Origin of the sequence: Mesorhizobium sp. M1E.F.Ca.ET.045.02.1.1 (assembly GCF_003952485.1) — a bacterium.
GTDB lineage: Bacteria > Pseudomonadota > Alphaproteobacteria > Rhizobiales > Rhizobiaceae > Mesorhizobium.
Genome location: NZ_CP034447.1, coordinates 1,727,887 through 1,751,387, shown reverse-complemented (window position 1 = coordinate 1,751,387; position 23,501 = coordinate 1,727,887). Strand labels below are relative to the sequence as shown.

At 65.5% G+C, this 23,501-nt stretch carries 23 protein-coding genes; 1 reads left to right on the top strand and 22 read right to left on the bottom strand.

Annotated features, from left to right (window positions below; translation table 11 throughout):
* Positions 1 to 101 precede the first annotated feature (101 nt).
* The 15 genes from nuoB to EJ070_RS08155 form a co-directional block, all read right to left on the bottom strand.
* Positions 102 to 641 carry an NADH-quinone oxidoreductase subunit NuoB gene (nuoB, locus tag EJ070_RS08225; protein ID WP_126090895.1) on the bottom strand — a complete coding sequence of 180 codons (540 nt, stop codon included), beginning with the start codon at positions 639 to 641 and terminating at the stop codon, positions 102 to 104.
* Between the two features lie 68 nt (positions 642 to 709).
* The gene (locus EJ070_RS08220; RefSeq protein ID WP_126090894.1) at positions 710 to 2,233 is read right to left on the bottom strand and encodes an NADH-quinone oxidoreductase subunit C; all 1,524 of its coding nucleotides are present in this window, start codon (positions 2,231 to 2,233) and stop codon (positions 710 to 712) included.
* Positions 2,234 to 2,253: 20 nt separating this feature from the next.
* Entirely contained in the window at positions 2,254 to 3,705 is a 1,452-nt protein-coding gene (locus tag EJ070_RS08215) for a hydrogenase 4 subunit F (RefSeq protein WP_126090893.1), read from the bottom strand.
* Positions 3,702 to 4,364: a hydrogenase-4 component E gene (locus tag EJ070_RS08210; RefSeq protein ID WP_126090892.1), complete on the bottom strand. Its 663-nt coding sequence runs from the start codon at positions 4,362 to 4,364 to the stop codon at positions 3,702 to 3,704. The genes EJ070_RS08215 and EJ070_RS08210 overlap by 4 nt, the downstream gene beginning before the upstream one ends.
* Entirely contained in the window at positions 4,364 to 5,320 is a 957-nt protein-coding gene (locus EJ070_RS08205; RefSeq protein ID WP_126090891.1) for an NADH-quinone oxidoreductase subunit H, read from the bottom strand. The genes EJ070_RS08210 and EJ070_RS08205 overlap by 1 nt, the downstream gene beginning before the upstream one ends.
* Entirely contained in the window at positions 5,311 to 7,326 is a 2,016-nt protein-coding gene (gene hyfB, locus EJ070_RS08200) for a hydrogenase 4 subunit B (RefSeq protein WP_189350627.1), read from the bottom strand. The genes EJ070_RS08205 and hyfB overlap by 10 nt, the downstream gene beginning before the upstream one ends.
* Positions 7,326 to 7,631, bottom strand: coding sequence for a helix-turn-helix transcriptional regulator (locus EJ070_RS08195; protein WP_126090889.1), 306 nt, complete (start codon positions 7,629 to 7,631; stop codon positions 7,326 to 7,328). The genes hyfB and EJ070_RS08195 overlap by 1 nt, the downstream gene beginning before the upstream one ends.
* A gap of 415 nt (positions 7,632 to 8,046) precedes the next feature.
* Entirely contained in the window at positions 8,047 to 8,682 is a 636-nt protein-coding gene (locus EJ070_RS08190) for a Pr6Pr family membrane protein (protein ID WP_126090888.1), read from the bottom strand.
* A gap of 132 nt (positions 8,683 to 8,814) precedes the next feature.
* Positions 8,815 to 9,711, bottom strand: a complete 897-nt coding sequence (locus EJ070_RS08185) for an RNA polymerase sigma factor (RefSeq protein ID WP_126090887.1) — start codon at positions 9,709 to 9,711, stop codon at positions 8,815 to 8,817.
* A gap of 46 nt (positions 9,712 to 9,757) precedes the next feature.
* A complete protein-coding gene (locus EJ070_RS08180) occupies positions 9,758 to 10,078 on the bottom strand; it encodes a hypothetical protein (RefSeq protein ID WP_245464833.1) in 321 nt (106 codons plus the stop codon).
* Positions 10,079 to 10,324: 246 nt separating this feature from the next.
* Positions 10,325 to 11,980: an FAD-binding dehydrogenase gene (locus EJ070_RS08175; RefSeq protein WP_126090886.1), complete on the bottom strand. Its 1,656-nt coding sequence runs from the start codon at positions 11,978 to 11,980 to the stop codon at positions 10,325 to 10,327.
* Between the two features lie 36 nt (positions 11,981 to 12,016).
* Positions 12,017 to 13,003: a Gfo/Idh/MocA family oxidoreductase gene (locus tag EJ070_RS08170; RefSeq protein ID WP_126090885.1), complete on the bottom strand. Its 987-nt coding sequence runs from the start codon at positions 13,001 to 13,003 to the stop codon at positions 12,017 to 12,019.
* A 279-nt stretch (positions 13,004 to 13,282) separates the two neighbouring features.
* Positions 13,283 to 13,858 carry a YceI family protein gene (locus EJ070_RS08165; protein ID WP_126090884.1) on the bottom strand — a complete coding sequence of 192 codons (576 nt, stop codon included), beginning with the start codon at positions 13,856 to 13,858 and terminating at the stop codon, positions 13,283 to 13,285.
* A 58-nt stretch (positions 13,859 to 13,916) separates the two neighbouring features.
* On the bottom strand, positions 13,917 to 14,489 hold the full coding sequence (locus EJ070_RS08160; protein WP_126090883.1) for a cytochrome b: 573 nt from the start codon (positions 14,487 to 14,489) through the stop codon (positions 13,917 to 13,919).
* Positions 14,490 to 14,634: 145 nt separating this feature from the next.
* Positions 14,635 to 15,525, bottom strand: a complete 891-nt coding sequence (locus EJ070_RS08155) for a LysR family transcriptional regulator (protein WP_126090882.1) — start codon at positions 15,523 to 15,525, stop codon at positions 14,635 to 14,637.
* Positions 15,526 to 15,621: 96 nt separating this feature from the next.
* Here EJ070_RS08155 and EJ070_RS08150 point away from each other — a divergent pair, with 96 nt between their 5' ends.
* Positions 15,622 to 16,617, top strand: a complete 996-nt coding sequence (locus EJ070_RS08150) for an aldo/keto reductase (protein WP_126090881.1) — start codon at positions 15,622 to 15,624, stop codon at positions 16,615 to 16,617.
* Positions 16,618 to 16,910: 293 nt separating this feature from the next.
* On the opposite strand, the gene EJ070_RS08140 is transcribed toward EJ070_RS08150, so the two are convergent.
* From EJ070_RS08140 to EJ070_RS08105, 7 genes are all read right to left on the bottom strand, one after another.
* The gene (locus tag EJ070_RS08140) at positions 16,911 to 17,513 is read right to left on the bottom strand and encodes a nucleotidyltransferase family protein (RefSeq protein ID WP_126090879.1); all 603 of its coding nucleotides are present in this window, start codon (positions 17,511 to 17,513) and stop codon (positions 16,911 to 16,913) included.
* 106 nt (positions 17,514 to 17,619) lie between these two features.
* Positions 17,620 to 20,028, bottom strand: a complete 2,409-nt coding sequence (pheT, locus tag EJ070_RS08135; RefSeq protein ID WP_126090878.1) for a phenylalanine--tRNA ligase subunit beta — start codon at positions 20,026 to 20,028, stop codon at positions 17,620 to 17,622.
* Complete coding sequence (locus EJ070_RS08130; protein WP_126090877.1) at positions 20,025 to 20,462, bottom strand: GFA family protein; 438 nt, start codon at positions 20,460 to 20,462, stop codon at positions 20,025 to 20,027. The genes pheT and EJ070_RS08130 overlap by 4 nt, the downstream gene beginning before the upstream one ends.
* The gene (gene pheS, locus EJ070_RS08125; protein WP_126090876.1) at positions 20,459 to 21,556 is read right to left on the bottom strand and encodes a phenylalanine--tRNA ligase subunit alpha; all 1,098 of its coding nucleotides are present in this window, start codon (positions 21,554 to 21,556) and stop codon (positions 20,459 to 20,461) included. The genes EJ070_RS08130 and pheS overlap by 4 nt, the downstream gene beginning before the upstream one ends.
* 140 nt (positions 21,557 to 21,696) lie before the next feature.
* Positions 21,697 to 22,098 carry a 50S ribosomal protein L20 gene (rplT, locus tag EJ070_RS08120; protein WP_071100686.1) on the bottom strand — a complete coding sequence of 134 codons (402 nt, stop codon included), beginning with the start codon at positions 22,096 to 22,098 and terminating at the stop codon, positions 21,697 to 21,699.
* Positions 22,099 to 22,135: 37 nt separating this feature from the next.
* Positions 22,136 to 22,339: a 50S ribosomal protein L35 gene (rpmI, locus tag EJ070_RS08115; RefSeq protein ID WP_027166935.1), complete on the bottom strand. Its 204-nt coding sequence runs from the start codon at positions 22,337 to 22,339 to the stop codon at positions 22,136 to 22,138.
* A gap of 469 nt (positions 22,340 to 22,808) precedes the next feature.
* Positions 22,809 to 23,456: an isoprenylcysteine carboxylmethyltransferase family protein gene (locus EJ070_RS08105; protein WP_126090875.1), complete on the bottom strand. Its 648-nt coding sequence runs from the start codon at positions 23,454 to 23,456 to the stop codon at positions 22,809 to 22,811.
* Positions 23,457 to 23,501: the final 45 nt, after the last annotated feature.

Genomic DNA, 23,501 nt, shown 5'->3' with positions numbered 1-23,501 from the left:
ATTTGACGTAGGCGAGCAGCGATCGGGGTCGATTGGCAGCATGAGCTCGTCCATCGAGATTGAATTGTCGCCGTATGGGTAGAGTCGGGCTTGCCGCTATTTCAGCCTTCCGAAGCGCCACCCTTCCCGTTCGCGCCGTCGAGCAGCGCGATCAATCCCTTGAGGATCTCGATCGGCGGCGGCGGGCAGCCTGGAATGTGCAGGTCTACGGGCACGACGTCCGCCACGCCGCCCACGACCGCGTAGCTGCCGGCGAAGCAGCCGCCGTCCTTTGCGCAGTCGCCGAGCGCGACCACCCATTTCGGGTTTGGCGTCGCGTCCCAAGTTCGCTTCAATGCCTCGCGCATGTTCTTGGTGACCGGCCCGGTGACCAAAAGCACGTCGGCATGGCGCGGCGACGCGACGAAGCGGAAGCCGAAGCGCTCGATGTCGTAGAAGGCGTTGTTGAGCGCGTGCATCTCGAGCTCGCAGCCATTGCAGGAACCGGCGTCGATCGCCCGGATCGACAGGCTCCGGCCCAGCCTCCTGAGGGCGGCGCCGTCGAGTGCGCGCGCCAATTCATCGACCGCCGCATCGCTCACTTGCGGCGGGCGCTCGGTCAGGGGCGGGCGGATCAGACTTTCAAAGAGGAGCTTGCGCATGACGGCATATCTATTGTTTGACCATGATCTTTTCCGAAAAACCGGCCTCCACTTTTCGGGATCGTGGTCTAGAGATCATGGCCGGAATAGGAGCAGTTGAACGATTTGTTGCAGAGCGGGAAGTCGGCGACGATGTTGCCCTCGATCGCCGCTTCCAGGAGCGGCCACTGGAACCATGAAGGGTCGCGCAGGTGGCAGCGCTCGATAAAGCCGCCCTCGCCGATGCGCAGCCAGGCCAGGATGTCGCCGCGAAAACCTTCGACCAGCGCCATGCCCTCGCGCGGCCCGTTTGCAACATTGTCCGCCGCGGCGATATCGGCGCGGATCGCGCCGGCCGGCAGCCGCCCCAGCATCTGCTCGACCAGCGACAGGCTCTGCTCGACCTCGCGGACGCGGATCCAGACGCGTGCGTTGACGTCGCCCTCCTGCAGCACCGGCACATCGAAGGTGAGTTCGTCATAGGGTGCGTAGACTGCGTTGCGCCGCGCATCGAAATCGCGGCCGGAGGCGCGCCCGACATAACCGCCGGCGGCATATTGCCTGGCAAGCTCGACCTTGAGCCGTCCGGTCGCCACCGTCCGGTCCTGCAGCGACGCGGTGTTGTCGTAGAGCTCGACCAGATGCGGAAAGCGCTGCCTGATCTCCGCGACCAGCGATCGGATGGCGCTCGTGCCCGCTTCGCCGAGATCGCCTGCTACGCCCCCGGGCACGACGCGGTCGCGCATCAGGCGATGGCCGAAGGCCGCATCGGCGGCGCGCAGCACGCGTTCGCGCAGCACGCCGCAATGCGCGTGCATCAGCGCGAAGGCGGCATCGTTGCAGATGGCGCCTATATCGCCGAGGTGATTGGCAAGGCGCTCCAGCTCGGCCATCAGCGCCCGCAGCCATATCGCGCGCGGCGGTGGCGTGACGCCGAGAGCCGCCTCCACGGCACGGGCAAAGGCGAGCGAATAAGCGACCGTGCTGTCGCCGGAAGTCCTGCCCGCGAGTCTTGCCGCGCGATCGACCGGCGCGCCGGTCATCAGGCCTTCGATGCCCTTGTGCACATAGCCCAGGCGCTCTTCCAGCCGCACCACCGTTTCGCCGCTTGCCGTGAATCGGAAATGTCCCGGCTCGATGATGCCGGCATGCACGGGTCCGACCGCGATCTGGTGGAGGCTGTCGCCCTCCGCCGCGAGGAACCGATAGGAGGACCCGGCCGCCGGCTTCCCGGGCTGCGCCGCCAGCGGATGGCTGATGCCCCATTGGCCATGATCGAGCCAGCGGCGGGTGTCGGGAAGCCCTTGCGGCGCCAGTCCGAAGAGATCGGCCGCGGCGCGCTCCAACCTCAGGGCCGGCGGATGGTACTGGCCGACCGACGGATAGCGGCCGCCGCGGCAGTCCAGACTGATTACGCCAATGTCCCGCGCTTCATCGAGGAGCGCCATGTGCACCCTGTCCGGTTCTCCCCACAGGCCGAGCAGGCTCCAGCGGCCGCCGGCGAGCTGCTCGACGGCAAGGTTCCAGACCTTCGGGGCCACCACGGCGCGTCTCCACGGGGCGTGATGCTCGGCCGGCCGGCCGGCCTCGATGAGATCTGTGAGTGCGGGCATGCTTTTCCTCACCATGCGCCTTACCCCAGGATACCGGCGACATGCTGGAACCACGCGACCAGCGGCGCCGGCAGATAGATGCCGGCGGCAAACACCAGAGCGAGGTGCGAATACATCGGCACGTAGGACGCCTCGACCGGCGCCGTGCCGCCGCGCGGCTCGCCGAAGGCGAGGCCGGTCAGCCGCAAAAGCAGCGCGCCGAAGGCGATGAGCAGCCCGAACACCAGCGGGATCGCCAGCCAGGGATGCCTGGCGAAGGTCGAGCTGACGACCAGGAATTCGCTCATGAAGATGCCGAGCGGCGGCAGGCCGGCGATGGCGACGACGCCGATCACGAGCGCCCAGCCAAGTCCGGGGTGGCTTTCGGTCAGCCCCCTGATCTCGGAGATCTTCTGCGTGCCCTTGACCTGCGCGATATGGCCGACGGCGAAGAAGATCGCCGACTTGGTCAGGCTGTGCATGACCATGTGCAGCAGGCCGGCGAAGTTGGCGAGCGGGCCGCCCATGCCGAAGGCGAAGACGATGATGCCCATATGCTCGATCGAGGAATAGGCGAACAGCCGTTTGATGTCGCGGCGGCGGTAGAGCATGAAGGCCGCGAAGATCAGCGAGGTCAGCCCCATCGTGACCATCAGCGGCCCCGGGCCGATCGCCTCCGGGCTCGCGGCGAGCAAAAGCTTGAAGCGCAGCACGGCGTAGAGCGCGACGTTGAGCAGCAGGCCCGACAGCACCGCCGAGATCGGCGTCGGACCCTCGGCATGCGCATCGGGCAGCCAGGCATGCAGGGGGGCGAGCCCGACCTTGGTTCCATAGCCGAGCAGCAGGAAGATGAAGGCGACGCTGAGCAGGGCCGGGTCGAAATGCGCCGCCTTTTCGATCAGCACCGACCAGACCATGGCATTGGTGCCCTCGCCGACGACCGGTTGTGCGGCCATGTAGACGAGGATTGTGCCGAACAGGGCGAGCGCGATGCCGACGCTGCCGAGGATGAAATATTTCCAGGCCGCCTCGAGCGCCTCATGGGTGCGGTAGATGCCGACCATCAGCACGGTGGTCAGCGTGGCGAGCTCCACCGCGACCCACATCAGGCCGATATTGTTCGACACGAAGGCGAGGTTCATGCCGAACATCATGATCTGGTACATCGCGTGGTAGAACCGGAGGTTCGGCGCGGTCAGCCGGCCGGTTTCCAGCTCATGCCCGATATAGGACGCGCTGAACACGCTGGTGGTGAAGCCGACGAATGTGTTGAGCACGATGAAGACGATGTTGAGGTCGTCGATGATCAGATATTGCCCTGGCGCCGGCCGCTCGGTGATGAACAGCGACAGCGCCGCGAGCAAGGTCAGCAGGCTCGCCATGACGTTCACGACCGCGGTCATCTTGTAGTTCGGCAGCGCCGCGAGAATGGCCGCGGCGCCCGCGGGGATCAAAAGGATGGCGGCGACGGCATCGAAGGAAAACGCGGTCACTGGCGCTCTCCCCGGTAGTCGTCGAGCGCGCCGACATCGACCGAATCGAACCGCTCGCGGATGCGGAACAGAAAGACGCCGATGACGATGAAGGCGATCAGGATCGAGAAGGCGACGCTGATCTCGACCACCAGCGGCATGCCCTTGGCGCCGGTGGCGGCCAGCACCAGGCCGTTCTCCAGCGACATGAAGCCGACGACCTGGCTGACGGCGTTGCGCCTTGTGACCATCACCAAGAGCCCCAGCAATATGATCGACAGCGCGAAGGCGAGGTCCTCGCGGGCGAGCGGGTCGGCCTCGGGCGTCACCCTGAGCATCAGCACCATGGAGAGCGTCACCAGCCCAATGCCTGCAAGCATGGTCGGACCGATGCCGACGGCGGTTTCGATGTCGCGGTGGATGCCGAGCCGCTGGATGATGCGATGCAGCCCGACGGGGATGACGATCGCCTTGAACACCAGCGCTATTGCCGCCGTGATGTAGAGGTGGTGCGCGTCCTGGATATAGGCCTGCCAGGCCACCGAGAGCGCAAGCACGACCGCGTGCAGGGCAAAGACGTTGATCAGCGCGAACAGGCGGTCCTGGTAGAGCATCATGAAGGAGACCAGCACCAGGCTGCCGGCAAGCAGGTGAGCGATGTCGAAGGTGAGACCGTTCATCACAGGCTCCGCGAGACGAACAGCAAGAGCGTGCCGAGCAGCGCCAGCATCAGCGCCGCGCCCAGGAAGTCCGGCACGCGGAAGACGCGCATCTTGGCGACCGCCGTCTCGAACACGGCAAGCAGGATGGCAAGCACCGCAAGCTTGGCGAGATAGGCGGCGGCGCCGATCGCCAACGCCTTTGGCCCCGCCCCGACGCTCGCCAGCCCCCATGGAAGGAAGACGCAGGAGATCAGCGACACGTAGAGCACGAGCTTGAGGAAGGTGGCGAGCTCGATCATCGCCAGATGGCGGCCGGAATACTCCAGGATCATCGCCTCATGGACCATGGTGAGCTCCAGATGCGTGGCCGGATTGTCGACCGGTATGCGCGCGTTCTCGGCGATCGCCACCATCACCAGGGCGATCAGCGACATGCCGAGCGACACCCGCAATCCGACTTCGGGCGAACCCATGAAGGCGGCGACCGTCGAAAGCTGCGTGGCGCCGGCGACGAGCGCCAGGCTGAACACGATGAGCAGCATCGCCGGTTCGGCCAGCGAAGCGATCATCACCTCGCGGCTGGCGCCGATGCCGCCGAAGCTGGTGCCGACGTCCATTCCGGCCAGCGCCTGGAAGAAGCGCGCGCTGCCGAGCAGCGCCACGATGACGATGAGATCGGCTGTCCAGCTGAACTCGAGGCCGGCGGCGAATGTCGGAACGAGCGCCGCCGCGACCCAGGTGGCGGCAAAGATCAGGTAGGGCGTGACGCGGAACAGCCAGGATGCGTTGTCGGCCAGCACGACCTCCTTGCGCATCAGCCTGATGAGATCGCGATAGGGCTGAATCAGCGGGGGGCCTTGCCTGCGCAGCAGCCTTGCCTTCACCTTGCGCACGAAGCCGATCAGCAGCGGCGCCAGCAAAAGCACCAGCAGCATCTGCGCGCCCTGCACGGCCAACTGGAAAATCATGGCCATAGCGCAAGCACCAGAAGCAGGATGACGAGGTAGAGGAAAACCAGCGTCAGATAGCGGCGGATCGTCAGGAACTGCAGGTAGTTCAGCCGCTCGGTGGCGAAATCGATCGCGCCGGCGATCGGCTGGTAGAACGTCTCCCAGGCCACATCGTGAATGTCCACCTTGATGCGTGCCGGGTCGAGCGTGCCCGGCGCCGGCATTTCCACCGTCTCGCGGGCGCGGAACGCGAATCCGCCGAATACCCGGCGGATGGGCTGCGCGAAGCTGACGGCCGTATATTGCGCGGCGGGCGCCGCGTCGTCGAAGCCGCAACCCCATGCCAGGCCCCGGCGCAGCGCGTGCGAGGCGAAGCGGTGGATGAAGAAGGCCGCGAGCGACGCCGAGATCGTGATGAAGACGAACACCAGCAGGCCGTTGTAGGAGCTTCGGCTCTCGGCGATCGGCACGATCGACAGCCAGGGCTGCGCCGACTGCACCGGCATGCGGTCGCCGATGAGCGGAAGCGTCACCGTCGACAGGCCGTCGATGACAAAGCCGGGCACGACGCCGGCGAGCAGGCAGAGGACGGCAAGCACGACCATCGCCGCCAGCGAGAAGCGGTCGACCTCATGCGCCTGTTCCACCACCGCCGATCGCGCCCGGCCGAGGAAAGTGATGCCGAATGCCTTGACGAAGCAAGCCGCGGCCAGCGCCGCGGCCAGCGCCAGCATGCCGCCGACGGCGGGCACGATCACCTTCAGCCCCCATTGCGGCAGCTCGGGGCTCTGCAATATGGCCTGGAAGGCCAGCCATTCCGAGGCGAAGCCGTTGAACGGCGGCAGCGCCGAGATCGAGACGCAGCCGACGAGGAAGACGAAGCTGGTCACCGGCAGACGGTGGATGAGGCCGCCCAGTCTCTCCATGTCGCGTTCGCCGGTCGCCGAGAGCACGGCGCCGGCGCCGAAAAACAGCAGGCTCTTGAAGAAGGAATGGTTCAGCACGTGGAACAGTGCCGCGGTGAAGGCCAGCGCCGCCGCCGACGGCATGGCATTCGCCTTGAAGGCAAGCGCAAGGCCGAGGCTGGCGAAGATGACGCCGATGTTCTCGATGGTCGAGTAGGCGAGCAGCCGCTTGAGGTCCTTTTCCATCAGCGCATGAAGGATGCCCAGAACCGCCGTAACGCCGCCGATGAGAAGCACTGGGACGCCCGACCACCACGCCGGCGCGCCCAACAGGTCGAACACCACGCGGACGAAGCCGTAGATGGCGACCTTGGTCATGATGCCGCTCATCAGCGCCGAGACGTGGCTCGGCGCCGCCGGATGGGCAAGCGGCAGCCAGGCGTGCAGGGGCACGAGGCCGGCCTTGGAGCCGGCGCCGAGCAGCATGAGGGCGAGCACCGCGCCGGCGGCGAGCGGGCCGGGTTGCGCCGTGCGCATGGCGTCGAACGCATAGGTTCCCGCCGGCCCCGCCAGCAGGCCAAAGGCCAGCAGCAGCGCCAGCGTGCCGAAGCTTGCCATCACCAGATAGATGTAGGCAGCCCGCCTGTTCGCCTCGTCGCGGTGGTGCGCCATGACCAGCGCCCAGGAGGCGAGCGACATGAATTCCCAGGACAGCAGGAAGGCGAAGGCGTCGTTGGCCAGCACGACAAGGTTCATGCCGGCCAGAAAGGCCGGATAGAAGGGCAGCACGCGATGCGGCGCCGATTCGTGCTGACCATAGCCAAGGCCGTAGAGGCTGGTGACCGCGCCGCCCAGGTTGACGACGATCAGAAAGAAGGCCGACAGGCCGTCGAGACGGAACCGGGCGCCGGTCCATGGCAGGCCGAGCGGCAAGGTGACGGCGGACACCTCGCCGGGATTGCCCATGAGATGGCCTGCGACGATGACGAGCAGGGCGGCCGAGATGGCGAGCGCGGCGCCATAGACCAGACGCGTCGCCGAGGCACGTCGGCTGATGGCTCCGGCCAGGACGGCCGTGCCCAGAAGCGCTGCGGGACCGCACAACAGAAGAGCAACGGTCGAAATCACGGCAGGCTCCCGCCGGGCTCGGCATAGGCGGCGTCTGGCGCCTTGGCCGTGCCGAAGCCGGCTTTCAGCCGCACACCGCGCCCGCCGCCCTGGCTGACCGCGCCTTCCCCGATCAGTTCGATGCCGGCCACCTCGAGCGCCGCGATCAGTTTCATCAGCGAATCGACGTTGCCCCGGATGATCGAGCCGCTGGCTTCCATGCGCTGGATCGTTGGCACCGACAGGCCGGACAATTCGGCAAGCCGGCGCTGATCGATGCCCAGCAGCGATCTGGCGGCGCGCAATTGCGGTGCGGTTATCACCGACGAACTTTCTTGCTCAGTTTAAAATATGAGGTCTCGAATCTGTAGCATACATTAAAGTGCCTCATCGTCAATAAATGATGTTTGAGACATGGATGTTGATGGTAGCGTGAGCGAGGTTGGTCGCGTCGCAGGATCTCTTGATCGCTATCGCCCCAAATGCATGTCGCCCAAAACTGCGCAGCGGTTTGAGGAAGTGACACGCATCAAAACAAAGATCTTAGCGCGTCGCCTGAATCCGTCTTTCAGCGGCGCGCTTTGATTCCGCGCCCCAGGCGCCTCCGGCCTGAGATACACGGCAAGACAGCAGCAACAGATGGCCAGTCCGATGATAGGGGACTTCAGCGCGACGAGTGCCGGCCGGAATATCGATTGCGGATGCTGTGCCGGCGGCCAGCCGCCTCTGGCGAGCCGCTTACGACCTTGTCTTTCCGCCGAGCCGTCGGTCGAGCCAGACCAGCACCTCTCCCGCCGCCACGAAGCCGAGGGCGATCAGGAGGCTGTTGACGAGTGTCTGTTCCCAGCCGATCCTGGCGACATCGATAAAGGGATAGGGATAGCGGTTCTCCACCGCGCCGCGAAACAGGGCGTAGACGAGGTAGCCGATCGGGTAGAGCGCCCAGAGAAACGGGGCTTGCAAGGTAAGCGATCCCTTACGGACAAAGCCTAGCCAGAAAACAGTCGTCAGAGCCGGCGTCACCCGATGAAGCAGGACGTTGGCGAGTTGCGAGCCGCCCGTTAATTCCTTCAGGCCCTGCAGCAGGAGCCCATAGACGACGCCGACGAGCAGGATGTTGAGCAAGGTCGCGCCAAGCAGCCATGGCGTGGCGAACCGCGCCTTCGCCGCAACGCCGGTGAACACGATTGCCACCAAAAGATTGGTCGTGACCGTGAAATAGCCGAGCAGGGTCCAAACCACCCCGGGCCACGATGCCGGCCCGTCGGCGAGCGCGTGAAAATGCACCGCTATGCCAGCCCAGGCCGCCAATGCGATAATCGCTGCGAGGACCCGTGCCGAGGTGCCGTGCGTTTCGGGACCAGCCTGCGTCACGTCCTCGTGTCCGTTCTGCTCAACGCTCCGCCCGATGCGGACTTATAGACGTGCCGGTGGCTGGAGGAAACTCGGCCCGGATCGGAGAGGGGAGCGGCGGAAATCCGGCGAGCCGATCTTCGCGGTATCCAGTCATGCCCGCTCACCGGAAACGAAGAGGATACCCGCCTCCGTCACACAATAAGGCGCGTGGCGGAAATCGCGGATGCGGACGACCTCGTCGCCGCGCCATTCGAGAAGCACGAAGCCGCGCACCGCATTGTCCGCCTGCGGATTGCGGATCAGGATCGCCGGCTGGCCATCGACGAAGCCGAGCTGCAACGCCCAGTCGCTGACGCGGTCGTAATTGCCGAAATAGGTCGAAGCTTCCTTCTTGCCGCGCAAGCGGGTGCGGTTGACGACGTCGACCTGGATATCCTCGGCGATCAGCGCCCGGACCCCATCGAAGTCGCGCGCGTTGAACAGGTCGATGTAGCGGCGCAGCCGGCGCTCCTCTTCCGGATCGAGCCTGGGCACCGGCATGTCATCCGGCGCCGATGCCAGCGCCTTCAACTCCGCCCGGCCGCGATGCAGCGCAGCCTTGGTGGCGGCGAGTGTCGCGCCCGTCACCTCGCAGGTTTCAAAGAGGCTGAGGCCGAGCACATCGACCAGGATCACCGCGCTGCGCTGCGCCAGCGTAAGCCGCATGAAGCTGCGCAGGCTCGCCGCCGCCGCAAGCCTCGCCTCCGCGCTGGCGGAGAGGTCTTCCATTCCGGTCATGTCGGCCTCGGTCACGCGGGAGCGCTCCCGCTGGCGGCGGCGCAGATGATCCTGCGCCGCATTGTGGGCGATGCGGAACAGCCACTGCTCGGGGCGCTCGACCGCGGCGCCACCGTCGTGCGCGGCAAGCGCCTTCACCGCCGCCTCCTGGACGATGTCCTCGCCCTCGATCGTCGAGCCGGCCATGCGGGCCGCGTAGCGATGCAGTTTCGGGCGCAGGCCGACGAGCATGGCTTCAAGCGCCGCGCGGTCGAATTTCGCTGTGCTCATCGTTCCCGTTCTCTTGATCGCCGGCCCGCGAGCCATATCGTACCCGTCAGGCCGACACGGCCTCGTCGGCTTTCGCCAGCATATGATAGTTGCCGATGATCTTCGCCGCCGACCTGGCCAGCGGTGTCGAGCGTCGCTCGGCGTGATCGGCGCCGAAGGCCTTGAAAGCGTCGAGTTCGGTCAGCGCCGAGCTGTCTTTTTCATAACCGACGATGTGGACGAATTCGCCGTTGTCGAGTTCGAGCACGAGATATCGCACGGATTGCGGCCTCGTTTCATCCAGCGCTTCGAACACTTTCGCCACCAGCGCCCGGTTCTCGGCGATGCCGGTGTCCTTCACGCCGTAGCGGATGAGATTGTGGTTCATGGTCGTCTCCTTTGGTTGGTCCAAGGAAGACGTTTCGTGCGGCCGAAAGGATTCGCTGTCGGAGACTTTTTTGACCTGGCACCGCCAAATCTCCCCCCTTGAGGGGGAGATGTCGCCGAAGGCGACAGAGGGGGCCGCCGCGCGTGGAACGCCGACGCCTTTCGCGATAACAGACCGCGTTGGCGATCTATGTGAGACGACCCCCTCTGGCCTGCCGGCCATCTCCCCCTCAAGGGGGGAGACTGCTCAGGCGACCGCCTTGGCCGCCGCCCGTCCGGCGCTGCGGCCGGAAAAGATGCAGCCGCCGAGGAAGGTGCCTTCGAGCGCCGCATAGCCGTGCACGCCGCCGCCGCCGAAGCCGGCGACCTCGCCAACCGCGTAGAGCCCGGGCACCGGCTGTCCGGCGGCATCGAGCACGCGGCTGTCGAGGTCGGTCTGCAGGCCGCCCAGCGTCTTGCGGGTGAGGATGTTGAGGCGGACCGCAATCAGCGGGCCGCTTTCCGGATCGAGCATCTTGTGCGGCTTCGCCGTGCGGATCAGCCTGTCGCCGAGATAGGCGCGGGCGCCGCGCAGCGCGGTGATCTGCGCATCCTTGGAGAACGGGTTGTCGAGCTGCATATCGCGGGCGCGGATCTCGCGCTCGACCTGCGCGGCCTCCAGCAGCGGCTCGCCGGCCAGCGCGTTCATGCGCTTGACCAGGTTCGAAAGGTCCGTCTCGACGATGAAATCCTCGCCCTTTTCCATGAAGGCCTTCATCGGGCCGGGAATGCCCGATGTCGCGCGACCCAGCACCTGCCGCCAGCTTTTTCCCGTGAGGTCCGGGTTCTGCTCGGAGCCCGACAGCGCGAACTCCTTCTGGATGATCTTCTTGGTCAGGATGAACCAGGAATAATCGAAGCCGGTGCTCATGATGTGGCTGAGCGTGGCTAGAGTGTCGAAGCCCGGATAGAGCGGCACCGGCAGCCGTTTTCCGCGTGCATCGAGCCAGAGCGACGACGGGCCGGGCAGGATGCGGATCGCGTGCTCGGTCCAGATCGGCGCCCAGTTCTTGATCCCCTCGACATAGTGCCACATGCGGTCGCGGTTGATGATCGACCCGCCGGCCGCTTCGCTGATTGCCAGCATGCGGCCGTCGACGTGGTCGGGTACGCCGGTGATCATCCGCTTTGGCGGCGCGCCCAGACGCTGCGGCCAGTTCTTGCGCACCAGCTCATGATTGCCGCCGATGCCGCCTGAAGCGACGATCACCGCTTGCGCGTGGAACTCGAAATCGCCCACGACATCGCGCGAGCTCTTGTGGCCGCGCTCGACGCTGCTTGCCTCCAGCACGTCGCCGCGCACGCCGGTCACCGTCTTGCCGGTGCGCGTGATCTCATTGACCCGGTGGCGAAACTTGAATTGGACGAGTCCACGCTTTTGCGCCTCGCGCACGCGCAGGACGAAGGGTTCGATTATGCCGGGCCCGGTGCCCCAGGTGATGTGGAAGCGCGGCACCGAATTGCCGTGGCCGCTGGCATTGCCGCCGCCGCGCTCGGCCCAGCCGACCACGGGGAAGAATTTCAAGCCCCTCTCGATCAGCCAGGAGCGTTTCTCGCCGGCGGCGAAGCCGACATAGGCTTCCGCCCATTTGCGCGGCCAAAAATCTTCCGGACGGTCGAAGGCTGCGGTGCCCATCCAGTCCTCGAGCGCAAGGTCGTGCGAATCTCGGATGCGCATGCGTCGCTGCTCGGGCGAATCGACCAGGAAAAGTCCACCGAACGACCAGAAGGCCTGGCCGCCCAGCGATTGCTCCGGTTCCTGGTCGACGATGACGGTTGTTTTGCCGGCCTCGGCAAGCTCGGCCGCGGCGACGAGGCCGGCAAGCCCCGCGCCGACAATGATCACGTCCGCGTCGTCAGCCATCTTCTTTCTCCCCCCAAGCGTCCTGTTGGCGACCTGTCAGACTGGTTCCCAGCCGTCCTTGTCGCCGGCGCGGAAGATGGCGTCGATGACCTTCTGGTTGAGCACCGATTCCTCCAGCGTGAAGACGCGGTCCTTGCCGCCCTGGGCGGCGCGGACGAAGGCTTCGCATTCCAGCCGGTATTGCTGGGTGCCGGGGAAGCGGAACACCTGCGCCTCAGTGTGGTTCTGGTTGTGCAGTTCGATGCGGTGGTGGTCGTAGAGCCCGGCATTGAAGGGCGATAACACTTCGATGAAACCCTTCTCGCCGTGGAACACCATCACCTGGCGCGCCGCCATCTGCGTCGAGAGGTAGAAGGACAATTCGAAGTCGCCGAAATCGGCGCGGATCGAGGAATAGATGTCGGTGCCGAAGGTCTTGTCGCGCTCGATATTGGCCTGGACGCGGACCGGCTCCTTGCCGGTCGAGAACCGCGTCGACACCGTTGGGTAGACGCCGATGTCGGGCAGCGCGCCGCCGCCCAGGTCGAGCTGGTTGCGCATGTTCTTCGGGTCGACATTGTAATAGGAGAACGCGCCCTGCACATGGCGCAGCCGGCCGATGGCGCCGTCGGCGATGAGGTCGCGCACCTTGATCCATTGCGGGTGGTAGACGACCATGAAGGCCTCGCAGACCAGCACCTTCTTTTCGTCGCGCAGCTTGATCAGCGGCGGGATGTCCTTGGCGTCGAGTGCGAGAGGCTTCTCGACCAGCACATGTTTGCCGGCTTCTATCGCCCTTGCTGCCCATTCGACATGCTGCGAGGTGGGCAGCGGGATGTAGACACCGTCGACGTCCTTCGAGGCGAGCAGCTCCTCATAGGAGCCGAAGGCATGGCGGGCCCCGAAGCGGTCGGCCAGCGCGCGGGCCTTCGACAGATCGCGGCTGGCGATCGCCGACAGCACGCCGTTTTCCGAATCCACGATCGCCGGCAAAAGCTGCTCGCGGCCGATCTTGGCCGTCGACAGAACACCCCATCGGAACATCGTGCTTCTCCATGTCGATTTACAGGCGACGAGGTTTGCCCGAAATCGGCGGAAAAGCCAATGCGGTGCGCCAGTTCCTCGCCCCACGAAGTGGGGAGCCCGACGAAGCCGGGACGGAGAGGGGACTTCGTAAAGAGCCGGCCCCGGAGTCGAAGCTGCCTGATAGCCGCCAACTTCTCAGACGGCTTTGCCGTCGCGGAGGGCGTCCCCCGCTCCGTCTCGGGCTTCGCCCGAGCCACCTCTCCCCCGCCTTCGCGGGAGCAAGGAAAAGGGTCGCGCCTAGCCTCGTCTGCCCATCAGCGTCATGTTGAAGTCGACGACGTTGGAATAGAGCGGCGTGCCGACATCCATGCCGTAGCGCGACCTCAGCACCTTGCCGGTGACATGGAACTTGATCGTGCCGGACTTCAATCCGTCGAGCTCGGCCGTGAACTTTTCCGAAAACGTCTTGCCGCGCGCCGTCAAGCGGCCGGTGACAAGGGCCGTCGTGTCGCCGGTGCGTGTCACGTTTGTCGAGCGGAACTGGATCTCCGGGTTGTTGGCGCTGTCGAACACCGCGTCGGAGCGCAGGAAGGCATCGATGCGGCCTTGGCCGGTGCCGACGCTTTCCGGATAGATGGTGAGGTCGACCTTCGAGCGTCCGACATCGCTGTTGTCGATGCGGATCGTGCCCTTGAAGCGGCCGAAGGCGCCGTCGAAGCCGCCGCCGCCGGCCTTGCCGATGGTGAAGTGGATGCTGGAGCCCGAGGAGCTGATCGTGTAGCTGCCGGCGGCGTCGCTGAGAGCGACGGCCGCGTAGACAGGCATGGCAAGGCAAGCGGCAAAGGCCGCCAATCCGAGGATGCGCGCGGTCATGGGTTCGTTCCTTTCGGAGATACGCGTTCTTGCCCCATCAACGTATGACTGGCCCGCTCTATTCCCCGCCTGACGAAGGCGTGATTATGCGCCTCAGCACAGTATCGCGCAGCAGGAAATGGTGGCGCAGCGCCGCCGCTATATGCAGCGCGACCAGCGCGATGCCGGCATAGGCGAGATACCAGTGCGCGGCGGACCAGAAGCTTTCGGCGGCGTCGGATTCGGTGAGCGGCAGGTTGGGCATTACGAACTGGTTGAACGGCATGGTCGGGATTTCCAGCGTCGAGACCGAAACCAGCGCCCAGCCGGAAAGGGGCAGCGCGATCTGGAAGACATAGAGCGCGAAATGAGCGAGCGGCGCCGCCTTGCGCTCTAGTGTTCCGACCGAAACCGGCAAGGCCGGCGCCGCGTTGCCGAGCCGCCAGGCGATGCGCAGGATGATCAGCCCAAGCAGCAGGAAGCCGAAGGATTTGTGCAACTGGATCAGCTCGAAGGACGTCCGTTGGCTTTCGATCCGCACCATGACGAAGCCGAGCACGAACTGGCCGATGAAGATCGCGCCGATCAGCCAGTGGAGGATGATCATCGCCCAGCCATAACGGGTCGTGGTGTTGGTGATGGATGATTGCATGGTGTGCAAACGCCTTCGCTTCCGGCTTTCTTCCACCCTCCCCCTTGTGGGGAGGGTCGGCGCGAAGCGACGGGGTAGCGCCCTACGAGAACCCCCACCCCGATCCGCTATGCGGATCGACCCTCCCCACAAGGGGGAGGGTAGGCTAACCGCTGACCCTGAAGAAGTCGACGAAGGCCCTCAGCGCCGGCCGCATTTGGCGGCGGCTCGGATAATAGACGAAGAAGCCGTCGAAGGACGGGCACCAATCTTCCAGCACGCGGATCAGCCTGCCGTCGGCGAGCGGCGCCCACACATAGGGCTCGAAGACGAAGGCGAGCCCGGCGCCGTCGACCGCCGCCCGGGCGATCAGATGGTCCTCGTCGAGGATCAGCGGCCCTTGCGCGGCAATTTCGATCTCTTCGCCATCCTTCTCGAACTCCCAGCGGTAGAGGATGCCGCTGGAGAAACGGAAGCGGATACAGCGGTGATCGGCCAGATCGCGCGGATGGCGAGGTTTCGGCCTCGCCTCGAAATAGGACGGCGCGCCGACCACGGCGCCGCGAAGGTCGGGCCCGATGCGCACCGCGATCATGTCGCGCTGCAGGCTTTCGCCGAGGCGCACGCCGGCGTCGAACCCGCCTTCGACCACGTCGGTGAAGCGGTCCTCGATGACGATCTCCAGCACGATCTCGGGATAGGCGGCAGTGAAGGCGCCGAGCCGTGGCGTCAGCACCAGATGCGCGGCGGTGCGCGGCACGCTGAGCCTGAGATTCCCGGCTGGTCGGTCGCGCGCCTCGACCGCTGTTTCCAGCGCCAGGTCGATCTCGGACAGCGCTGGCCGCAGGCGCTCCAAGAGCTGCGCGCCCTCCTCGGTCGGGGAGACGCTGCGCGTGCTGCGCGCCAAGAGCCGCACGCCGAGCCGCGCCTCGAGGCTCGACACCGCGTGGCTCACCGCCGACGGTGCGATGCCGAGCTCGCGCGCGGCGCCGCGGAAGCTGGCGCATTGGGCGACGGCCGCGAGCACCGCGAGCTGGGAAAGGTTCGTTCGATTCATTGATCTATTTTATAGAGCAAGCTGTGCAAAAGAGACAGAATTATCGAACGCATTGCGAGGCGCTATCTCTCCCTCATCGCAACAAGGAGATGCGCCATGCAAACCCGCAAACTCGGAACTGAACTCGAAGTCTTCCCCGTCGGCCTCGGCTGCATGGGCATGAGCTTCGGCTATGGCGGCCAGCCGGAGGCGGAAGCGATCGCCACGCTGCGCCGCGCCGTCGAGATCGGCGTCACCTTCTTCGACACGGCCGAGGTCTACGGCCCTTATGAGAACGAGATTCTGCTCGGCAAGGCGCTGAAGCCGGTGCGTGACAAGGTGACCATCGCCACCAAGTTCGGCTTCAAGATTCTCGATGAGGGCACGGGCACCGACCGCATGGCCGGTGTCGACAGCCGCCCCGAGCACGTCAAGGCGGTGGCCGAAGCCTCGCTGAAGCGGCTCGGCACCGATGTCATCGACCTCTATTACCAGCACCGCGTCGATCCGAACGTGCCGATCGAGGACACGGTCGGCGCCATGGCCGAATTGGTGCGCGAGGGCAAGGTACGCGCGCTCGGCCTGTCGGAGGCAAGTGCGGCGACCATCCGCCGGGCCCATGCCGTGCACCCGATCGCCGCCGTGCAGAGCGAATATTCGCTGTGGAGCCGCGATCCCGAGGACGAGGTCTTCGCTGTCTGCCGCGAGCTCGGCATCGGCTTCGTGCCCTACAGCCCGCTCGGACGCGGCCTGCTCACCGGCACGCTCAGCAAGCCGGATGCGCTCGGCGCCGGCGACTGGCGCCTCGGCCTGCCGCGCTTCCAGGCCGAGGCCATGGAAGCCAACAACGCCGTCATCGCGGTGTTGGAAAAAATGGCGGCGGAAAAGGGCGTGACGTCGGCGCAACTGGCGCTCGCCTGGGTGCTGCACCAGGGCGATTTCATCGTACCGATCCCCGGTGCGCGAAAGCTCCGCCATCTGGAGCAGAACACGGCGGCGGCGGGGATCGCGCTGAGCGCGGCCGAGGTCGCGGCGATCGGCGATGCGCTGTCGCCCGACAAGGTGGTCGGCAAGCGCTACACGGAAGAGCTGCTGGCGCTGGTGAATGGGTGAAACCGGATCACTGGGCAATCGAGAGGGCCGCTTCGGCGGCCCCTCTTTGCACTTGCGACGCAAATGTTTGAAACGTTGGCGCGAGGCACCCCCTCTGGCCTGCCGGCCATCTCCCCCGCAAGGGGTGAGATCAGATGTCGCCCTTGCTTTCGCTAATCGCCAACGTTGCAAAAGAGCGCCGCGGACGAAGCTGCCAATCTCCCCCCTTGCGGGGGAGATGCCCGGCAGGGCAGAGGGGGGTGCTGTCCCGCCGACATTAGGCTCCTTATCCGCTTGGCGATGGGGCTTCAGCCCTACCACGGCACCACACTAATCTCAGGCCAAGTCTCCCGCGCCCTGCTGCCCTTCGCCTCATGCGTCCGTTGGTTGTCCATCACCCGGTTCGGCACGATGCGAAACGAAAAAAGGTCGTCGAGCCCGAACGGTGCAACCAGCTCCAACGCCCCGTCTCCATCGAACCGCACCCCCACCGCATGCGCCGTCGAGGCAAAGTAGCTCACCGACTCGCTGGCGCTCGTATAGCGCGGGCACTCCTGCCCGAATTTCTTCGGATACCACAGATGCACCCGCGCCTGGTTGCGCACCTCGACCGGCAGCGCCAGGCCCTTGAAATGCTTCGCCGCCCGGCGGATCACCGCATCCTCGGCCTCGTAGGAGAGGTCGGCGTCGTCGAAATAGAACAGGTCGACGTCCTTGATGCCGTAGCCCGGCGGCTTGCCGGTCAGATGATTCCAGACGCTGTTGTAGAGCGCGCCGGAAACCACCAGCCAATCCGGCAGCGCAAGCGCGCGAACCCGTGCGAGCGTTTCGGCCAGCAGCGCATCGGCCGTGACGATGGCGAGAAAGGCCGCGCGCTGCTCCTCGAAAGGAAGGCCGGAATAACGGAGATGGTGCATCGCCCCTTTGGAGGACGATTCGCCACCTGCCGGCAATCCTCACAAGCAATTCCAGGAAAAAGTGCGTAGCGGTTTCCGTCCGGAATTGCGTAAGATGAGAGCCTTTCTAAGCTCTGAGCACGCCGCCCGTCTGCTTGTTGACGTTGTCGACGATGCGTTTTGCCAGCGCCTCGAAATCCTCGTCGGTCAGCGTCTTCTCGACAGGCTGGATCGAGACTTCGATGGCGATCGACTTCTTTGCCGCACCCAGCGCAGCGCCCTCGAAGACGTCGAACACCGAGACGCCGGTGACCAGCTTCTTGTCGGCGGCCAAAGCTGCCCGCACCAGCGTGCCGGCCTCGACCGACCTGTCGACGACGAAGGCGAAGTCGCGCTTCACTGCCTGGAACGGCGACAGCTCCAGCCTCGGCTTGGTGCGTGTCGGCTTGGCCTTCGGCTCCGGCACGGCGTCGACATAGATCTCGAAGCCGCAGATCGGCCCCGACGCGTCGAGCGCGTCCAGCGTCCTCGGATGGAACTCGCCGAAAGTGCCGAGCACGGTCTTCGGCCCGAGCTTGATCGTGCCGGAACGTCCCGGATGGTACCAGGCAGGACCGCCGGGCTCGAGCTGCAGCCGGTCGACCGGCGCGCCGCAGGCTTCAAGCGCCGCGATCGCATCGGCCTTGGCGTCGAACACGCCGACAGGTCCGGAATTGCCGGCCCAGCTGCGGCCCGAACCGTCGAGCTTGGCGGTGCCGCGCCGCACGCCGGCGGCGACGCGCCGCTGCTGGTCGGCCCCATCGCCCTCATAGGTGCCGGAGACCTCGAACAGCGCCACGTCGCCGATGCCGCGATCGGCGTTGCGCTGCGCGGCGGCGATCAGCCCGGGCAGCAGCGAGGGCCGCATGTCGGACATGTCGGCGGCGATCGGATTGGCGAGCTTCAGCGCGGTCTGGCCGCCGCCGAACAGCTCGGCGTGTTTGGCCGGGATGAACGACCAGGTGACGGCCTCCATCATGCCGCGCACGGCCAGCGCGCGCTTGGCGGCACGGGTGCGCACCTGCAGCGTGGTCAGGATCTTGCCGTTGACGGCGTCATGCGAGGTCAGCGGCTGGGCCAGGATGTTGTCGACGCCGTGGATGCGCATCACCTCCTCGACCAGATCCGCCTTGCCGTCGATATCCGGCCGCCACGACGGCACCTTCACCTTGACGACATCGCCCGAGCCCTGCGGCTCGAAGCCGAGCCGGGTGAGGATGCCGAGCGCTTCTTCTTTCGGCACCTCGATACCGGTCAGCCGCTTCACTTCCGAGATCGGGAAGGACACGATCATCGGCTTGTGCCCGGCATAGCCGGCAACCTCCATTTCCGTCGGCGTGCCGCCGCAGAAATCGAGCACCAGCTTGGTCGCGAGCTCGACGCCCGGCACCATGAATTCGGGGTCGACGCCGCGCTCGAAGCGATAGCGCGCATCGCTGATGATACCGAGCGTGCGGCCGGTGCGTGCCGTGGTGATCGGGTCCCAGAGCGCCGATTCGATCAGCACGTCGGTGGTGTTCTCGTCGCAGCCCGAATGCTCGCCGCCCATGATGCCGGCGATCGATTCGACGCCGTTGTCGTCGGCGATCACGCACATCTCGGGCGTCAGCGTGTATTCGCGGCCATCGAGCGCCAGCACCGTCTCGCCGTCCTTGGCGCGGCGCACCACGAGGTTGCCGGCGACCTTCGCGGCATCGAACACATGCAGCGGCCGGCCCCGGTCGAAGGTGACGTAGTTGGTGATGTCGACCAGCGCGCTGATCGGCCGAAGCCCGATGGCGATCAGCCGCTGCTGCAGCCATTTCGGCGACGGGCCGTTCTTGACGCCCTTCACCAGCCTGAGCGCGAAACCGGGGCAGAGGTCGGGCGCCTCGATCGTGACCTTGACCGGGCACAGGCCTTCGCCGGCATGCGGCATGATCGCGCCGCCAGTGAGTCGGCCGAGCCCGCTCGCCGCGAGGTCGCGCGCGATGCCGTAGACGCTGGTCGCGTCCGGCCGGTTCGGCGTCAGGTTGATCTCGATCACGGGATCGTCGAGATGCGCGTAGGCCGCGAAGCTGGTGCCGACCGGCGCATCCTCGGGTAGGTCGATGATGCCGGTATGCTCGTCCGAAAGCTGCAACTCGCGCTCGGAGCACATCATGCCGTGGCTCTCGACGCCGCGGATCTTGCCGACCGAGAGCGTCACGTCGATGCCGGGAATATAGGTGCCGGGCGCCGCGAAGGCCCCGATTAGGCCCGCGCGGGCGTTCGGCGCGCCGCATACGACTTGAACAGGCGGTTTGCCGTCGCCGGTGTCGACGGTCAGCACGCGCAGGCGATCGGCGTCGGGGTGCTGAACCGCGGTCAACACCCTGGCGATGACGAAGGGCTTCAGGCCCGCCTTGTCGTCGACATGCTCGACTTCGAGGCCGATCGCGGTCAGCCGCGCGACGATCTCGGCAAGCGAGGCGTCGGTCTCGAGATGGTCCTTGAGCCAGGAGAGGGTGAATTTCATGACTGTGTTCCGTCGGGTCTTTGTTCTTCGGGCCTGGGCACGCTGGTCTTCAGATGTCTCGGCAAATCGTCCGGCATGTGCAGGAAGGGCAGTTGCTCGCGCACATGGGCATGCAGCGTCGGCCTGAAATAGGCCGGCATGTCCATGGCGCCGAGCATGAAATAGATCCGGTTGTCGAGCCGCTGGTCGACATAGGCGATCGGTGAGCCGCAGGTGCCGCAGAACGAGCGCTCCACCGGGCCGTTGCAGTAGCTTTTCAGCGCCTTGCCCTCGAGCGCGACCTGGTCGGTCATGAAGCCGACGAAGGCCGACACCGGCGCGCCGCTGGCGCGGCGGCAATCGCTGCAATGGCAATAGCTGATGTGGTGCGGCTCGGCTGACGCCTCGAACCTCACCGCGCCGCAGCGGCAGCCGCCGGTGTGCGGGGCCGTCATGTGGAGAGTCCCCCGAACAGCGTCGGCAGGTCGAGCGGCCTGAAGCCGTAATGCGTGAGCCAGCGCACGTCGGCGTCGAAGAAGGCGCGCAGGTCCGGCATGCCGTATTTCAGCATGGCGATGCGGTCGATGCCCATGCCCCAGGCGAAGCCCTGGTATTCGTCGGGGTCGAGCCCGCCGGAACGCAGCACGTTGGGGTGCACCATGCCGCAGCCCAGGATCTCCATCCAGTCGGAGCCTTCGCCGAAGCGCACTTCGCCGGGCCGCGAGCGGTCGCACTGGATGTCGACCTCAAGGCTGGGTTCGGTGAACGGGAAGAAGGATGGCCGGAAGCGCATTTTCACGCTCGGCACCTCGAAGAAGGCCTTGCAGAACTCCTCCAGCACCCACTTCATGTTGGCGATGTTGGCGGTCTTGTCGATCACCAGCCCCTCGACCTGATGGAACATCGGCGAGTGCGTGGCGTCCGAATCCTGCCGGTAGGTCTTGCCGGGGATGACGATGCGGATCGGCGGCTTCTGCCGCTCCATGGTGCGGATCTGCACCGGCGAGGTGTGCGTGCGCAAAAGCTTGCGTTCGCCCTTCTCGTCCGGCTGGAAGAAGAAGGTGTCGTGCATCTCCCGCGCCGGATGGCCTTCCGGGAAATTCAGCGCGGTGAAGTTGTAGTGGTCGGTTTCGATGTCCGGACCTTCGGCGATCGAGAAGCCGAGATCGCCGAAGATCGCCGCGATCTCGTCTGTCACCTGGCTGATCGGATGGATGCGGCCGCGCTCGGCCGGCGACTGGCGCACCGGCAGCGTCACATCGACCGTCTCGGCGGCAAGCCGGGCGGCGATCGCCACGTCCTTCAGCTCCGCCCTGCGTGCGGTCAGCGCCTCGGTGACGCGGTACTTCAGGCCGTTGATCGCCGGACCCTTCACCTGCCGCTCCTCGGCGCTCATCGCGCCGAGCGTCTTCAGCATTTCGGAGACCGAGCCCTTCTTGCCCAGCGCCGAGACGCGCACCGCCTCGATCGCGGCTTCATCCGAAGCCGCCGCGATGTCGGCTAGAAGGGAAGCTTCAAGGGTTTCAAGATTTCCAGCAGTGGCGTTCACGGCGAAACTCTCTCGATCGGGCAACCACCCAGGTCGGGTGCGTCACCATTTTGGTTACATCAGGCATAAGAAAAACCCGCGCCAGCCGTGCCAGCGCGGGTTCCCCAAATCAGAATTGCGAATGCTTGGGAAGCGCTGGCTTAGGCGACAGCGCTCTCAAAAGCATTCGGTGTGGTGTTCTTCAGATATTCGAGCGCGACCTTGGCCTTGGCGACCAGCGCGGCGAAAGCCTGCGGCTCGTGGATGGCCATGTCCGAAAGGATCTTGCGGTCGATCTCGATGCCGGCCTTGTTGAGGCCGTCGATGAAGCGGCCATAGGTCAGGCCGTGCTCGTGCACCGCCGCGTTGATGCGCTGGATCCACAGCGCGCGGAACGAGCGCTTGCGGTTCTTGCGGTCGCGATAGGCGTACTGCAGCGACTTCTCCACCGCCTGCTTGGCGATGCGGATGGTGTTCTTGCGGCGGCCGTAGAAACCCTTGGCGGCTTTCAGGACCTTCTTGTGCTTGGCGTGGGCGGTAACGCCTCTCTTTACGCGTGCCATGTCATGATCTCCTTAAATGCTATCCAGGCCGAGGGGTTTAGAGGCCGTTCGGCAGAAAATTCTTGATGACCTTCTTGCCGTCCGGTTCAGCCAGAACCATCGTGCCGCGGGCATCGCGAATGAACTTGTTGGAACGCTTGATCATGCCATGGCGCTTGCCGGCGGCAGCCGACAGCACCTTGCCGGTGGCAGTAATCTTGAACCGCTTCTTGGCGGCCGATTTGGTCTTCATCTTGGGCATTTTGCTACTCCGTAATGTGGCGCACCATCGCGCTTCTTTTCTCGCTTCGGGCCGACCAAAGCCCGAAAAGCAAATGAAACCGCCACGGCATGCCCTGCCGGGCGGTTTTCTTTAGACGGCGGTCCTATAGATCAAACGAGGCGCGCGCGCAACACCCGACGCGACGTTCATATGGCGAACGCTTCAGGAGAATTCTCCCAGCGTTTGCGCCGCCCCTCACCTGCCTGCCGGCATCCTCTCCCCGTATAGTGACGGGGAGAGGGGCGCTGTCGTCGCCGTTTTCGCCAATCTCCAGCGTCGCAAGAAAGGTGCTAGGCTGCGGCCAGCCCTTTCTCCCCGTCACTATACGGGGAGAAATGCCCGGCAGGGCAATGAGGGGCAGCGCCGACATCGAAAATGATGTCTCAAATTCAGGTCTGTCGCGATCTTTTTTGCCCGGCTAGCCGAAGGGCGTGCGACGCGAGCCAACCTACGGCAGCCTAAACAGCACCGGCAGCATCCCTGACTGCTGGGCGCCGTCGATCAGCTCGAAGGCCGGCAGCGCCACCAGGAACACCAGCCCGTCGAGCAGCGTGTTCAAGAGCAGGCGCGGCTTGAAGCTGCCGGTGTCGCCTTCCTGGTAGAGCGAAAGCTTGGGAAAGAAGCGCGGCACGCGCGCCAGGTAGGCTTCGTAAGGCGCGCCGAGCGCCTGCTTGAGGAATCTCTCCTCGCGCAGGATGACGATATGGAACGCGCCGGCGCACAGAAGCGCGAAAAGGATGATGCCGGAGAACGAGCCGATCTGCGCGCCGACGCCGGCTGCGGCGACCGTCGAGAACACATAGAGAGGGTTGCGGGTGATCGAATAGGGCCCGCCGGTGACCACCTCGGAAGATTTGCGCCCGCCGATGTAAAGCGTCGACCACAGGCGCCCGACGACGCCGAGGAAGATCAGGAGCACGCCGAACATCTCGATCGACTCGTGCATCGACGTATCCGGCGGAAAGGTCGACTGACCGAACAGCAGCGCCGCGAACAGCACCACGATCAGCACGGCCAGTACCAGCCTGCGCATCTGCTGGTAGCCGCCCAGCCCGTCAGGCGGGACGTCGTTCGCGAATTTCACTTCATCGACCATGACGGGAATCCGATCGTCGAGGGGTTTGCCGGCGATCGGGTAGGC

Excerpts from the sequence above, each read along its gene's own strand:
- EJ070_RS08205 (WP_126090891.1), bottom strand. The coding sequence starts at position 5,320 with ATGGCCATGATTTTCCAGTTGGCCGTGCAGGGCGCGCAGATGCTGCTG.
- rplT (WP_071100686.1), bottom strand. The coding sequence starts at position 22,098 with ATGGCACGCGTAAAGAGAGGCGTTACCGCCCACGCCAAGCACAAGAAG.
- EJ070_RS08210 (WP_126090892.1), bottom strand. The coding sequence starts at position 4,364 with ATGAACGGTCTCACCTTCGACATCGCTCACCTGCTTGCCGGCAGCCTG.
- rpmI (WP_027166935.1), bottom strand. The coding sequence starts at position 22,339 with ATGCCCAAGATGAAGACCAAATCGGCCGCCAAGAAGCGGTTCAAGATT.
- EJ070_RS08220 (WP_126090894.1), bottom strand. The coding sequence starts at position 2,233 with ATGCCCGCACTCACAGATCTCATCGAGGCCGGCCGGCCGGCCGAGCAT.
- EJ070_RS08130 (WP_126090877.1), bottom strand. The coding sequence starts at position 20,462 with ATGACGGCCCCGCACACCGGCGGCTGCCGCTGCGGCGCGGTGAGGTTC.
- EJ070_RS08105 (WP_126090875.1), bottom strand. The coding sequence starts at position 23,456 with ATGGTCGATGAAGTGAAATTCGCGAACGACGTCCCGCCTGACGGGCTG.
- EJ070_RS08175 (WP_126090886.1), bottom strand. The coding sequence starts at position 11,980 with ATGGCTGACGACGCGGACGTGATCATTGTCGGCGCGGGGCTTGCCGGC.
- EJ070_RS08140 (WP_126090879.1), bottom strand. The coding sequence starts at position 17,513 with ATGCACCATCTCCGTTATTCCGGCCTTCCTTTCGAGGAGCAGCGCGCG.
- nuoB (WP_126090895.1), bottom strand. The coding sequence starts at position 641 with ATGCGCAAGCTCCTCTTTGAAAGTCTGATCCGCCCGCCCCTGACCGAG.
- EJ070_RS08165 (WP_126090884.1), bottom strand. The coding sequence starts at position 13,858 with ATGACCGCGCGCATCCTCGGATTGGCGGCCTTTGCCGCTTGCCTTGCC.
- EJ070_RS08160 (WP_126090883.1), bottom strand. The coding sequence starts at position 14,489 with ATGCAATCATCCATCACCAACACCACGACCCGTTATGGCTGGGCGATG.
- pheT (WP_126090878.1), bottom strand. The coding sequence starts at position 20,028 with ATGAAATTCACCCTCTCCTGGCTCAAGGACCATCTCGAGACCGACGCC.
- EJ070_RS08150 (WP_126090881.1), top strand. The coding sequence starts at position 15,622 with ATGCAAACCCGCAAACTCGGAACTGAACTCGAAGTCTTCCCCGTCGGC.
- EJ070_RS08170 (WP_126090885.1), bottom strand. The coding sequence starts at position 13,003 with ATGTTCCGATGGGGTGTTCTGTCGACGGCCAAGATCGGCCGCGAGCAG.
- EJ070_RS08185 (WP_126090887.1), bottom strand. The coding sequence starts at position 9,711 with ATGAGCACAGCGAAATTCGACCGCGCGGCGCTTGAAGCCATGCTCGTC.
- EJ070_RS08180 (WP_245464833.1), bottom strand. The coding sequence starts at position 10,078 with ATGAACCACAATCTCATCCGCTACGGCGTGAAGGACACCGGCATCGCC.
- EJ070_RS08155 (WP_126090882.1), bottom strand. The coding sequence starts at position 15,525 with ATGAATCGAACGAACCTTTCCCAGCTCGCGGTGCTCGCGGCCGTCGCC.